This window comes from Chitinophaga sp. H8 (assembly GCF_040567655.1).
GTDB classification, from domain to species: Bacteria; Bacteroidota; Bacteroidia; order Chitinophagales; family Chitinophagaceae; genus Chitinophaga; species Chitinophaga defluvii.
Window position 1 is genome coordinate 345395 of the sequence record NZ_JBEXAC010000001.1, and the last position, 13473, is coordinate 358867.

The window sequence follows — 13473 nt, forward strand, 5'->3', positions numbered from 1 at the left end:
ATGTTCTGCAGATATTCCATAGATATCCCGTAGATATCCCGACTATACACATTGTCGGGATATCTACGGGATATATACGGGACATATACGGGACATATACGGGATATCCCTATGCAAACGTAGGCCCATGGCAGTAATTGCTATGAAAATGGTCTAGTCCTGGTATAGGTTTACACCTTTTGTTAATAAATCCTGTATTGGGTTTACAATCAGAGGAGATGGGAGGTATTTATTGGAAGAAGTTCATTGGATATGCCTGAAAAGCAAATAGGACCGGTACCACCGGTCCTATTTATATTTGTGTTTCCACGGTCCTGATCATATCATGAGGGCAGTAATGGGGTTACTGCTGTGCTTTTTTCTTTTTCTGATGATCTACAATGGCACCGGTAGCAGCCCCTGTACCAGCTCCGATCAGCGTACCTATAGCAGCTCCTTTTAAGCGGTCCTTATTCACGATGGCACCAGTTACGGCACCTGCACCAGCTCCAACTACCGCACCTTTAGCGGTATGGCTCCAGCTTTTCCAGCCTTTCTTTTTAGCAGGAGCTGCCGGGGTAGCAGCAGTAGTATTATCATATGCAGTATTTTCACCGGCATTGTAGCTGTTACCACTATAAGCAGCGGCAGCTCTTCTGGCCCTTTGGGTTTTTACCCGGTTCATGGAATCGATGACCTGCTGCTTTGCCACATTCACCGCATTGATGGAATCTATCGTTGCTTTCCTGGCTTGTTCTATCGCTGCGGCAGTATCTGCTTTACTCTGACAGGAAAAAAGTGCCACGGTTGTTGCTAAGGCTATCAATAAGTGTTTCATGGCTAAAATTTTTTAAATACAATCGCTTTACCCGGATAATTACGAAAACCATGCCATTTTTAGTAGATTGGCCATCATGGGGCGTTTTAGGGGTGTGTTGTCTTTAAGAAAATAGCTTTCAGGCGTTTTTAAGCATCCTTCCGGCCAGAGAGGGGAACCAGCGTTGCAGGTGTTTTAAAAGCTTTAAACATTTCTTTATCTACGGGCGTTAATATGGAGAAGTCAGGTGCTAAAACCTGTTGTGAATGATGGTGTAATATATCAGTTTCCATTGCTAACCGCTAAAATTATGCTGCTATGAAAACAATGTTGTCACTGGGTATTTGTATCAGTTTATTGTTTTCCTGTTCCAGTACACAATTATTAACCTCCTGGAAGTCGCCGGAGGCTACTGCCAGAAAATTTAATAAAATATTAATAGGTGGGATGATGGGGGCCAAAGACCGGGAATTGCGGGAGAATATTGAAAATGCCCTGGTACAAAGTTTGAAGGCAAAAGGTCTGAATGCTTTTTCCGCATATCAGACTTATGGGCCTAAAGCATTTGAAGGATTATCTGAAAAAGAAGCTGCACAAAAGGTGACAGCGGATGGTTTTGATGGTGCTTTTACAATTGTATTATTAGACCGGTCCAAAGAAAAAAACTATACCCCGGGGTCTATGTATTATTCTCCCTATGCCATAGGTTACAGCCGTTATTGGCGGCATTATTACACCTTGTACGACCGTGTTTATACCCCTGGTTATTATACTACTTCTACCAATTATGTACTGGAAGCCAACTTCTTTAACCTGGCAGCAGGTGCGGATGCTTTGGAATATTCTGCCCAGACCAAAACATTTGACCCGGGATCAGCACAGGCACTAGCTGCAGAATTCACCAGAACCGTGGTGGATGACATGATAAAAAAAGGTGTTATTACAAATTAAGCGATATTATTATTTACCGGATATGCTACTAAAAAGCTGTTTCACCACTTAGGTTGAAGCAGCTTTTTAATTGGGAAGTACAGGTGCGCTACTATTTCACCGGATATATCTTTATATTTGGAACAAATCAACCTGATTTTTCTACAGTGAGCAGGTAAAAAAATATGGGGGAACCGACGGATATAGCGTTATTACAGGGACTAAAGAACAATGATGAGGAAGCATTTACCGGTATCTATAACCGGTATTGGCAACCACTCTATTATACCGCTGTCAATGTGTTGCAGCAGGCTCCCCTGGCGGAGGATATCGTACAGGAAGTATTTATATCCCTCTGGCGCAGGCGTGATGAACTGGAAATCACTCATCTGAAAGCCTATCTGTCTAAAGCCGTAAAGTTCCAGGTATTAAAAACCATCCGTGATAATAAAGCAGACCACCTGTTTTATGAACGTTTGCAACGTATTACTGCTACTATTATAAAAGAAGATCCTTTACTGGGAAAAGAAATGCAGGCCATATTTACCCGGCTGGCAGCGGATTTACCGGAAGATTGCCGGGAAATTTTCCGTCTGAGCAGGGAAGAAGGGCTTACCTACCATGAAATAGCTTCCAGGCTGCAGATTTCTGTTAAAACAGTAGAGAAAAAAATGTCCTTCTCACTCAAGTACTTCCGTACCGGTTTAAGTGAGGTATTGTTACTATTTATGCTCACCCGGATCCATTAGTATTCAATTCCCCAACTGGCCTTTAAGGTCATTCAAAAAAAAAATATTGTTTTTACCGTAGGGTATACCTCCCTTTTTGGTACTTACTATGGAGTGATGGAAAAAGAAATTTTCAGACAATTGATCAAAAGGTGCCTGGAGGGTACTGCCACAGCGGAAGAACGCCAGCTGGTGGATGCATATTACAACCGGTTGGAGAAGGACGCAATGGCCCGGCTGGCGCCTGCTGAGGAAGAGGCATTACGGGAAAGGATGCTGCATAGGATTCATCATGCGGTACAGGAAGCTGCGCCGGAAGTACCGGTATTGGTGACCAGGGGCAGAGCATGGTGGCAGTATGCGGCGGCAGCGGCAGTATTGGGCATCCTGGTGGCGGCAGGGGGGTATTTTTTTATGCAGCAGCGGTCCGTTGTACCTAAAGAGGTAGGTGCCGTAAATCAACCGGAAGGACAGATACCAGGATATAATAAAGCTACCCTTACTTTGGCCAATGGCGTGGTGGTACCACTGGATAGTACCGGCCACCAGGTGATCAGGCAGGGCAATGTGACTGTATACCAGCAAAAAGGATTGCTGGAATATAAAGAGAAGGGAAAGGGCAACGGTATGGCATTCAATACACTGAAAACCCCCCGGGGAGCACAATACCGGCTCACCCTGCCGGATGGTACCGGGGTATGGCTGAATGCGGCTTCTGAGCTTAAATACCCGACTTCTTTCCAGGGTAAGGAACGAAGAGTATACTTAAGTGGGGAAGGCTATTTTGAAATTGCAGCGAATGCACAGCAGCCTTTTGTAGTAAGTGCCAATGACGTGGATGTGAATGTACTGGGTACCCAGTTTAATATAATGGCATATGCAGATGAGGCGTTTGTGAAAACCACCCTGTTGCAGGGGGCGGTAAAGGTGTCAAAAGAACAGGCAGCCGTGGTACTGCAACCAGGACAGGCGGCCATTCTGAACAACGGCCGTAGTGATATACAGGTGCGGCAAACAAATACCACAGAAGACGTGGCCTGGAAAAACGGGTATTTTGTTTTTAATAACGAAAACCTGGAAAGCATTATGAAGAAGATCGTCAGGTACTACGATGTGGAAGTAGAATACAGAACAGATATCAGTAATAAAAATTTCGGTGGATCAGTTGCTCGCTTTAGTAGCCTGGCCGAATTGTTAAGCACGTTGGAACTAACAGGAATTGTACATTTTAAAATGGACGGAAATAAAGTGATTGTCATGCCATAATAAATTAATCATCTTATAAACCAGTAATTGCCACTCATGTTTGCGGGTATTGCCTGATAGCTACAGGTACAATATCTGGCGGATATACTATTCCACAAATCTTTAATCTATAACCAAACAACCAAAATGAATAAGCAGTTCGCGTTATTTAGACGGAGGAAGCATTGCCGCGCTTATGTCCGCCCGTTGTTGAGAATGAAATTTTTATTTATCCTTCTTTTAGCCTGCCTGGTACAGGTAAATGCCGCTACCTATGCGCAGAAGGTCAGTTTGTCGGTTAGGAATGCTTCACTGGAAGAAGTATTCAGACAACTGAAGCTGCAAAGTGGGTACGACTTTTTGTATAGTGCACAGGTAGTGCAGCATACAAAAGTAAGTTTACAGGTAAAGGATGAAGAACTGGTAAATGTGATCGAAAAATGTTTAAAAGGGTCAGACCTGACTTTCACCATCCGGAATAAAACGGTAGTGATAAAAAAGGTGGGTGCAAACCTGACTGCCGATATTGAATCCCCTTTGCAGGCCAGGCAGGTAAGCGGTACCGTTACTGATGAAAAAGGACAGGGATTACCTGGTGTAAGTGTTAAACTGAAAGGCACCAACACAGGTACCATGACAGATGTAAACGGGAAATTCTCGTTAAATGTGAGTGTTAACAACCCGGTACTGGTTTTTAGCTATATCGGTTTTAATACCGAAGAAGTGGTGGTGTCCCAGAATAATATTGCCAACATGGTGATGAAAGAGCAGCTTTCTTCCCTCAACCAGGTGGTGGTAGTAGGTTATGGTACCCAGCGTAAAGCCAATGTATTGGGAGCGGTATCGCAGGTAAGTGGAAAAGAATTACAGACTTCACCTACCGGTAATCTTTCTTCTATGTTGCAGGGACGGTTGCCTGGTTTGGTTACCAAACAACCCAGCGGCCAACCCGGTTCAGATGGAGCATCTTTGTTGGTGAGAGGTTTGAACAGTCCTACCAGCAACTCCCCATTAGTAGTAGTGGATGGTATCCCAAGGCCTTTTCCCAATATCAACCCGGATGAAGTAGAAAGTATCACTATCCTGAAGGATGCTTCTTCGGGTGCGGTATATGGTGTACAGGCTGCTAACGGGGTGATACTGGTGACCACAAAGAGAGGTCTGAAACAAAAATCTACCATAGATGTACATTCCTCTTTATCCCTTAGTACCAATACTAATTTTCCTAAATTCCTGAATGGTGCTGATTATGCCTACTGGTATGATAAAGCACAGGAAATGGATGGTGTGCCCGAAAGTGGCCGCCGGTTTACGCAAGACCAGATAGACCGCATCAAAAATGGTGATCCGAAAGGCGTTTATGCCAATACGGATTGGTTTGATATGTTGTTTAAATCCACTGCTCCTACCTATGTGAACAATATTTCTTTAAGAGGTGGTAATGATGATATCAAATATTTTGTTTCTCTCGGTTCGTATAACCAGCGGGGTATTATTGACAGAACAGGTTATGATCGTTACAGTATCCGTGCCAACATAGATGCTAAAGTGGCTAAGAACCTGAATTTGTCGGTGAATCTTGCAGGGCAAACCAATGAAACCAAACAACCCGGGTTAAGTGCAGGTTTAGGCAATAGCTATGGTTCTATTTTCAGCCAGGCACTGATGTCTTATCCTTATCTGCCTGCTTACCTGGATGGAAAGCCGGTAGGTAGCCAGAATCCGGGTAACGGTAACCAGAACCCACTGGCTGCCAGAGACCTTTCCGGTGACCAAAATAACAGGGCAGCAATGTTTGAAGGAAGCATGGCCCTGAAATACAGTGTACCTTTTGTGAAAGGCTTAGAGCTGAAAATGAATACCGCCTATGACAGGAATTATTCTGTAAAGAAATCGACACTGATGCCTTATCAGCTTATGATCTTCAATCCTTCTTCTGAAACTTACAGTCCTTCCTATGCACGGCACGCGCTGACCGGCGATGCAGTAATTAACCAATGGTTTGCAGAATCCTGGAGAACAACAGTACAACCTTCCATCGGTTATAATAACCAGTTTGGCAAGCACGCCGTGAGTGGATTGTTCCTGTATGAATATATCAGAGATCAGGGTACTGGTATGTCTGCTGGCAGAAGAAGTTTTCCCATTACGGATATTATGGACCTGAATTATGGGGAAGAGGTAATTGCAGATCTGGTAAAAGGCAGCCATTCTTATTTTCACCGTGCAGGGTATGTAAGCCGGCTGAGTTATAATTACGATGAAAAATACCTCTTTGAATTTACAGGTAGGGTAGATGGGTCTTCGTTTTTTCCAAGTGATCAAAGATGGGGCTTTTTCCCGGCAGTGGCATTAGGATGGCGTATTTCACAGGAGCCCTTCTTTAAAGACCAGGTGTCTTTTATTGATGACCTGAAATTGCGTGCCTCAGCAGGTAAGCTGGCAAATGATAACATTGGCGGACAGGCATTTCTGAAAACAATGAGCCTGGGTAAAGACCCCGTGGTGATGATAGGTGATAAATTATCCCGCCCGCTGACTATGGACAGAGTACCGAATCTGGGTATTACCTGGGAAACGACCAGTTCTTATAATGGCGGATTCGAAGCCATCATGTGGAAGGGTTTGCTGGGCGTAGAGCTGGATGTGTTCTATAAAGTCACCAATGATATTTTGCAGGGACGTGCAGATATGCCACCTTCTCTGGGAGGTTATTTCCCTTCAGTAATCAACTCCGGTATTGTGGATAACCGCGGTTTTGAGCTGGTATTAACACACAACAATCATATAGGCGACTTTAATTACAATATCCGGGGTAATGTATCCTGGGCAAGAAATAAGGTGATCAGATCTACAGAGGCTACTAACGTACCCGACTATATGCGGCAGGTGGGTCGTCCGATGGGACAGAAGTATGGCTTCATTGCAGAAGGGCTTTTTCAGTCGGCCGAAGAAGTGGAGAACAGCCCTGTATTTGGACCTACCTTACCCGGAGATGTTAAGTTAAAAGATATTAACGGTGATGGTAAGATCACTTTTGACCAGGACTGGGTAGTAACCGGCCGTAGCAGTACACCGGAAATGATGTTTGGTATGAACCTGGGCGGATCCTATAAAGGATTTGATCTGAACATCTTCCTTCAGGGCGCAGCACTGTCAGATGTTTGGCTGGCAGGACTTTACTCAGACCGTGGATTCTATGACAACACTTTCTATACCAAACCTTTCTGGTCTGATGGTAATGCGCCTTATTACCTGGTAGAAAATGCCTGGCGTCCTGATAATACCAATGCAAAATACCCAAGATTAGGTTTGGAGTCCCGCTCCAACGGAGGAGCTATGTCTTCCTGGTGGGTAGTAAACAGTTCTTATCTGCGCTTAAAGAGTGTTCAGATAGGCTACTCTTTACCAGCGCCGTTAATGCAGCGTGCCAATATTCAGAAAATACGGTTGTATGTGTCTGGCAGCAATCTGTTTACATTATCTCACCTGAAGTATTTCGATCCTGAAATGCCGGATGTAAACCAGGGATATTATCCCCAGCAAAGGCTGTTTGAATTTGGATTGAACTTAACTTTTTAATTGTTCGGAAATGAGAAATCTAAGGATAAACATCATAGGGTTAATGAGCATTTTGGTATTTAGTTTATCAAATTGCCGGGTAGACCCCAAACTAACGGATAGGTACGGGGCAGATGTGGCATGGACCAGTGAAAAGAATTTACAATTATATCTCAATAGCTTTTATCCCTTGATCGGGCAAAGTTATTATACCAGTGCAGTAGAAATGGATGCATACGCCGACCTGCTCAAAATGAACACGCCGGTAGATAATGTGAACCAGGCCATCTTTGGCTCAGTGACGATCAGCCCTTCCAACAATATGCTGGGCAACTGGGACTGGGGTTATAGCTGGGTAAAGAACTGTAATGAATTCCTGGAAGGATTGGAAAAGTACGGAGGAGACCTGCCTGCTGATGCAGTAGCACGGGCAGGAGCAGAAGTAAAATGGTTCAGGGCGTATGTATATTTTGAAATGGCCAAGCGATATGGCGCTACTTTACTTTTGAAAGACAAGCTGACCATGGATCCCAACTTTAAGCTGGGAACACCGGACGAATGCTGGAATTTTATTGAAAAAGACCTGGACTCTGCAGCTGCTCATCTGCCGGTAACAGTACTGGCAGGAGAAAAAGGCAAGCTGACCAAAGGGGCTGCATACGGACTGAAGGCCAGGGCAATGCTGTATGCCAAACGCTGGAAAAAAGCATCTGATGCCGTGGAAGCACTGGATGCATTGAAACAGTATGACCTGTATCCCAATTATGGTGAATTGTTTACACTAAGACGTGCCGGTAATGAGGTGAATAAGGAAAGTATCGTAGAGTTTGGTTTTTCTTCTCCTGATTTTGGTTATTCTTTTGATTATTTCTATTGCCCTCCCGGAGATAAAGGATATGCACAGGTAAGTCCTACCGAAAACCTGGTGGGAGCCTATCAGATGGCAGACGGTACAGATTTTAGCTGGGATAATGCGACAATGGCTGCCAAACCTTATGAAGGCCGTGAACCCAGGTTCTATGCATCTGTCCTGTATAATGGCGCCGCCTGGAAAGGCCGTACCGTAGAAACATTTGAAGGTGGCGTAGATGGATTTGCTTTTGGTGGTGGTACTACCTGCACCGGGTATTACATGCGTAAACTGTTTGATGGCAGCAAAAAAACACAAACGGACGGATTCCTTCCGGGTGATCTCACCTATTATTTCATGCGCTATGCGGAAGTGCTGTTGATCTATGCAGAGGCAATGGCGGAGCAGGGCTCTATTGACAAAGCACTCACTGCGCTCAACAAAGTAAGAGCCAGGGCTGGATTTACCACCCCGGTAACTGCTGGCAGTAAAGATGAATTTATGCGCTTACTGCGTCATGAAAGAATGGTAGAGCTGGCGTTTGAAGGACATCGCTTCTGGGATCTCCGCAGATGGGGGCTTGCAAAAACGGTATTGAACAATACCAACTGCACTGGTATTAAGATTACCAAAACCGGTACCGACTGGAACTACGAAAAGATAGATTGTGATAACGGCAAAAAAAGGGTATATCCTGAAAAGTATGACCGCTTTCCTATTCCAACGGTTGAGATTCAAAGAAATCCGCTTTGTGAACAATTTCCTGAATGGAAGTAAACCTAAACTGTGATCAAAATGAAAAAATATAATTTATATACCGGCTGGCTGCCTCTTTTACTCTTATTGGTTTTTTCCTGTAAAAAGCCGGATCCGATAGAAGGTAGTGGAGGCCCGGATGGTTTACTGAACTTTTCCGTATCTATTCCCGGTGAATCTGCTGCCTACAGCGCCAATACTGCGGGTCCTTACCATGACGGAGATACCTTATTTATTAATGTACCTACTTCTGAGGAAGAGCCGGTAGATGTAACCCGTCTGAAACCAGCTGCGAGCCTGGCTAATAACAGTCATATGACCCCCGGGCTGCCAGGGATCCTGGACTTTACAACACCTGTTGAAGTAACAGTAGTTAACGGAAAAGGAGTTACACAGAAAAATTATATCAAAGTACTCCCTACATTGCCTAAAACCCTGTTTAAAAAGGTATGGTTTAAGAATGCACAGGCACTGGGAGTTTTACGTACCAATATTTCCGGTATGACAGTGCTGGGAGATAACATGCTGGTAGCTGATTTTAACGTATGGGATGCAGGAGACGCCGGCAGTGGGGTGAGAGTTTATGATAAGCTGACCGGTGCATTTAAAAAGATCGTTCCGGCACCTACTACTTTTACGGCACAGGTTTGTGCGGATGATGCGGGCCATTTTGCTGTAAACCGTTATAACATTTATGGTGCGGGTTTTATGCTGTATTACTATGAGGATATTAACAGTGCACCCAAACTGATCCTGAACTATGCCGCCAGCGATGGCTGTCCGGTAGAGCTGGGCAAGAAAATGTCCATCACAGGAAATCTTAAAGAAGGTAAAGCATATGTGTATGCTGCTGCGGAAGGTACCAATACTTACCTGTATTGGGAGTTTATGAATGGGGTGCCGGTAAGTAATATACCTAAATCTGTTACTTATGGCGGTGCAGGCGGCGCCTGGTCATATGGTATTGTAAAACGCATGTCAATAGAAGAAAATGCCAGCCTGTATATTTCTTATTGTCATTATGATGGAGCAGACACCGATCTGAAGAAAGGCAGCCGTTTTGATATCTTATCTGCTACACAGGATATTACCCAGCTGAAGAAAGAAAATCATGATTACAAGATCCTGGATTTTGATGTGTTTACAGTAAAAGGTGATAAGTTCCTGGCTATCCTGCAGCAAGGATTCTGGGCATGGGATGCTACTTCTGTTAAAGTATTTGAAATTACCGATGAAGGTAAGCTCAACATGGTGCCATCAGATGCAGGATATAAGGATTTTATGCTGTTCTCTTCAGACATTTATGGAGGTACCAACTATAATAAGTGGGGAGATATTGTAGTGGACGTAAAAGGAAATGAAGTATATATTTACGCTTCTTTAGCGAATACTGATGCTGCTACTTCCGGGGTAATGGCTTACCGGATGATTTATACACCACAGTAATAAGCATTCGGGTTGCCGTCCTGATGTATCATTAACTGACATGTTTTAAAAGCGATATTGATGAAAGGAATGATGAATTATAAAAGGAGCCTGATGAAGGGCATTATTTTGGCTGCTGCCGTCTTCGGACTGGCAGCAGCCAATGGGTGCGGCAAGAAAAGCGGTGCACCTGGAAATGTTGTAAATCCGCCGGTAGATACTACAGATAACAGTGGTAACGTGAACTTTGAAGCTACTATCCAGGTAGATGCTAACTTCCCGTATTACAAGAACCGTAGTGTGGAAAGTATAGCAGATGAAATAGCCGTGGCTGGATATAAAACGGTACGTTACCTGGTGTTGAATGAGTCGGCAGTGAACGCGGATCTGATTCATGCTTTCCATGCACAGGGCATAAAGGTGTGGCTGCAGGCATCCGGAAGTGTTACCTATGAAACAAATGGTTATCCTGCCGATTGGCCTTCCTGGAAAATGGAGTTGAATAACTCGGTCAACGGGAAAGATGGTTATATCTTCCTTTCTCCGTTTAACAAGTCGTTTGTGAAATGGAAAAAAGAACAGTTATCGAAGTTAATGACCACCTATCCTTTTGATGGGGTAGAATTGACAGAGCCTTATTTTCCGGAATGGGATGCCATCACCAAAGGCACTTATGGAGATGTAGGGCCTAATGCACAGGCAGCCTTTAAAAGTGAGTATGGATTGGATGTGCCTGACTTTAATAATCCTGCTGCCGCCAATTATTATAAAAAGCTGCCGGATGTATATCAGAAATGGATGGATTGCCGGGTGAACGCTGTCAATGCTTACCTGAATGAAGTAGCGAACGGAGCCGGTGGTATCCGCGCAGTAAGGCCGGATGCACTGATTGCTACCTGGAGCCTGGGTATTGATGCCGGTACTAATTCTGTCAACCTGCTCCGGGAGTTTCAGGGATTGGATGCCGGCGCGATGGTGAAACTGGTGAAACCGGATATACACTTTATACAGACACACTGGCCGGACTGGATCAAACCCGCTTCCCAGCTGCCACCTGATTATATGAAGAACTACAAACGCTTTGTGGACGAAGTGAAAGCAGCAGACCCCAAAGTAAAGATCGGATTACAGGGAGATATCGGTTCCGGAAAAGAGATGGTGAAATCAGGAGAATGGGTGAAAGCATTTGAGGAAGCAGCTCCTAAGTATGGGTATAGCACCACTACCTTATATGAGTACCACATCGGTGGATATATGTATACAGAAGCGCCCAGCCTGAAACGTGCAGTAAGAAGAGGTAATGACAGCCTGGTATTATCCTTCAGTAAAAGGATGGATGCTACTACCGCAGGAGAAAAAAATAATTACCAGTTTCTGAAAGATGGTAAACTCACGACCGTCAACATAACAAGCGCTACTGTGGATGGTAACAGGATCATTTTGAAAGCTGCCAGTTTCCCGGCCGGAAAATTTGAAGTGATGGTTAGTAAGCTGAAAGATACACCCGAACTGTGGCTGTTCAAGGGATATCCAGCCCTTGAAGTGGCTAATCAGACCAAGACTACAGTGGAGTAACCGGTGGATGTACCGGTCTGTAAAACGAGACCCACAAAAAAATACACATGAAAAGAGCTATTTACACCTTAGGGCTGGGGATATTCCTTGGCCTGGGGCTTTCTATGCCTGCACATGCGCAGCAAACATTAAAGAAGGGAAAAGTAAGTATCACCAAAGAAAGGCTGAAGGATAAGATTAAAGGTGGCTGGGCAGGGCAAACCATTGGTGTAACTTATGGTGGTCCTACAGAATTTCAGTACTGTGGTGTTACGATCCATGACTCCATTCCTATTAAATGGTATGATGGATATATTAAAAAGACTATGATTGATGTACCGGGTTTATACGATGATCTGTATATGGACCTGGCATTTGTAGATGTATATCATCGGCTTGGCCTGAAAGCTCCGGTAGATTCTTTTGCACAGGCATTTGCCCATGCTGCATTTCCATTGGATCAGGCTAACCAGGCGGCCCGTTACAATATCCTGGCCGGTATGGGCGCACATGAGGCAGGGCATTGGATCAATAATCCGCACGCAGATGATATCGATTACCAGATAGAATCAGATTTTGCAGGACTCATGAGCCCGGGTATGCCCAACGCTGCAAGCGCTATCAGTGATAAGGTTGGGCATATTATGAACTATGGAGACGGCTGGTATGGCGGGGTATATGTGGGGGCGATGTATACATTGGCCTTCCTGTATGATGATGTGCACCTGATTGTGAAAGAGGCCCTGAAAACAGTTCCTGTAAAAAGTGATTTTTATAAATGTATCGCAGATGTGATCCAATGGCATCAGGAATATCCCAACGACTGGCGCAAAACCTGGTCGAAGCTGGAAGAGAAATGGGCCAATGATTATTGCCCCGATGGCGTTTTCCGGGAATTTGATATTGATGCCAAAATGAATGCTGCCTATGTGGTACTGGGGTTGCTGTATGGCAACGGTGATTATGGAAAAACCCTGGAGATTTCCACCCGTGCAGGACAAGACTCTGATTGCAATCCATCCACTGCGGGAGGGATCCTGGGCACCTTGCTGGGGTATGACCATATTCCTGCTTACTGGAAAATGGGATTGCAGGAAGCAGAGGATATTGACTTTAAATATACGACCCTGTCGCTCAATAAAGTATATGATATCAGCTTTCAGCTGGCACTGGACATGATAAGAAAGTACGGTGGCAAAGTAGGAGAGAATGAGGTGCAGATTGCTACTCAGCGGCCTAAACCTGTGAAGTACGAGAAAAGCTTTCCGGGCATGTATCCTACAGACAGGGTAGATCTGTGGAGAGATGTAAAGGATACCGCCAGCCTCAGATTTAAAGGAACCGGTTTTGTATGGAGAGGTACAACAAAAGCGGTGAAAGCCGGGACCCCGGACCATGTTTTCCTGGTAGATGTGTATATCGATGGAAAGAAAACAGAAACGGTAAAGTTGCCCACTAATATCACTACACGCCGCAGGGATTTTTGTTGGAAATATCAGATGCCTGATACCGCACATGAAGTGAAAATAGTAGTGAACAATCCTAACCCGGATTATGAGCTGTTATCCCTATCCTACGTGGTATATGGTACGAAACCGGTTGCACATTAAAAAGTATAAAGCGAAAAA

General features: G+C 44.5%; 9 protein-coding genes. 8 read left to right on the forward strand and 1 reads right to left on the reverse strand.

Translation table 11 applies throughout. The features are described from left to right. Window positions 1-343: 343 nt before the first annotated feature. Window positions 344-817: a YMGG-like glycine zipper-containing protein gene (locus ABR189_RS01370; RefSeq protein ID WP_354658639.1), complete on the reverse strand. Its 474-nt coding sequence runs from the start codon at window positions 815-817 to the stop codon at window positions 344-346. A 297-nt stretch (window positions 818-1114) separates the two neighbouring features. Here ABR189_RS01370 and ABR189_RS01375 point away from each other — a divergent pair, with 297 nt between their 5' ends. The 8 genes from ABR189_RS01375 to ABR189_RS01410 all read left to right on the forward strand — a co-directional run bounded on the left by ABR189_RS01375 (window position 1115) and on the right by ABR189_RS01410 (window position 13455). After that, entirely contained in the window at window positions 1115-1747 is a 633-nt protein-coding gene (locus ABR189_RS01375; protein WP_354658640.1) for a hypothetical protein, read from the forward strand. Between the two features lie 164 nt (window positions 1748-1911). Next, a complete protein-coding gene (locus ABR189_RS01380) occupies window positions 1912-2475 on the forward strand; it encodes an RNA polymerase sigma-70 factor (RefSeq protein ID WP_354658641.1) in 564 nt (187 codons plus the stop codon). A 96-nt stretch (window positions 2476-2571) separates the two neighbouring features. Continuing rightward, complete coding sequence (locus tag ABR189_RS01385) at window positions 2572-3720, forward strand: FecR family protein (protein WP_354658642.1); 1149 nt, start codon at window positions 2572-2574, stop codon at window positions 3718-3720. A 126-nt stretch (window positions 3721-3846) separates the two neighbouring features. Beyond that, window positions 3847-7281: a TonB-dependent receptor gene (locus tag ABR189_RS01390; protein ID WP_354658643.1), complete on the forward strand. Its 3435-nt coding sequence runs from the start codon at window positions 3847-3849 to the stop codon at window positions 7279-7281. 43 nt (window positions 7282-7324) lie between these two features. Next, window positions 7325-8887, forward strand: coding sequence for a RagB/SusD family nutrient uptake outer membrane protein (locus ABR189_RS01395; RefSeq protein ID WP_354658644.1), 1563 nt, complete (start codon window positions 7325-7327; stop codon window positions 8885-8887). An 18-nt stretch (window positions 8888-8905) separates the two neighbouring features. Beyond that, on the forward strand, window positions 8906-10312 hold the full coding sequence (locus ABR189_RS01400; RefSeq protein ID WP_354658645.1) for a DUF5018 family protein: 1407 nt from the start codon (window positions 8906-8908) through the stop codon (window positions 10310-10312). A gap of 93 nt (window positions 10313-10405) precedes the next feature. Next, complete coding sequence (locus ABR189_RS01405; RefSeq protein WP_354658646.1) at window positions 10406-11866, forward strand: hypothetical protein; 1461 nt, start codon at window positions 10406-10408, stop codon at window positions 11864-11866. Window positions 11867-11913: 47 nt separating this feature from the next. Next, the gene (locus ABR189_RS01410) at window positions 11914-13455 is read left to right on the forward strand and encodes an ADP-ribosylglycohydrolase family protein (RefSeq protein WP_354658647.1); all 1542 of its coding nucleotides are present in this window, start codon (window positions 11914-11916) and stop codon (window positions 13453-13455) included. Window positions 13456-13473: the final 18 nt, after the last annotated feature.